At 42.1% G+C, this 788-nt stretch carries 1 protein-coding gene; it reads left to right on the top strand.

What is annotated here, in order from left to right:
• Window positions 1-788: transposase (locus H4J57_RS19510; RefSeq protein ID WP_182243993.1), on the top strand; the 788-nt coding region annotated here is incomplete at both ends.

The following is a 788-nucleotide window of genomic DNA, read 5'->3' as shown; positions in this document are numbered from 1 at the left end:
TATCTGATACGCCGTATTATCATATTTGCAGTCAAACCGTTCGAAAAGCCTTTTTATGTGGTGTTGATAAAGAAACCGGTGTCAGTTATGAGCACAGGCGTCATTGGATTGAACAGCGCATTTTTAAATTATCTCAGGTGTTTGCTATTGATATTTGTGCTCACGCTGTCATGAATAATCACTTACATTTAGTCCTTCATGTTGATAGTGAAAAAGCTAACAACTGGACGACGCTAGAAGTACTGTCCCGTTGGCATACGTTGTTCAAAGGCACCCTGTTGACCCGTCAATATCAACAACAGCAATCATTAACGACATTCGAAATGGAAATGGTTGAAGAAACAGCACAAGTCTATAAACAGCGCTTAATCGATATCAGTTGGTTTATGCGGGCATTAAACGAGCCTATTGCTCGACAAGCCAATAAAGAAGATAAATGCACGGGGCACTTTTGGGAAGGACGCTTTAAATCACAAGCCCTGCTCGATGAAGGGGCGTTACTTGCTTGTATGGCTTATGTAGATTTAAATCCAGTGCGTGCGGGCATTGCTCCAACACCTGAGCAATCGAATTTTACCAGTATTCAACTGCGTATCAAAGCAGCCATTATCGGAGAGCAACCGACAACGTTATTACCTTTTACGGGCCATGAACAGCAAGAACAAACCTCCGGTATCCGCTTTAGTTTGAAGGACTATTTAACCCTTGTAGATGAAACAGGTCGCGTAATAAGAGCAGACAAACGAGGCGCTATCGAGACTAAAATCGCAAATATTCTGTCAAGACTT

It is taken from the genome of Colwellia sp. BRX8-7 (assembly GCF_014077275.1).
Taxonomy (GTDB): Bacteria; Pseudomonadota; Gammaproteobacteria; order Enterobacterales; family Alteromonadaceae; genus Colwellia_A.
Note: the sequence above shows the minus strand (reverse complement) of the source record. Positions and strands in the feature narration are given on the sequence as shown.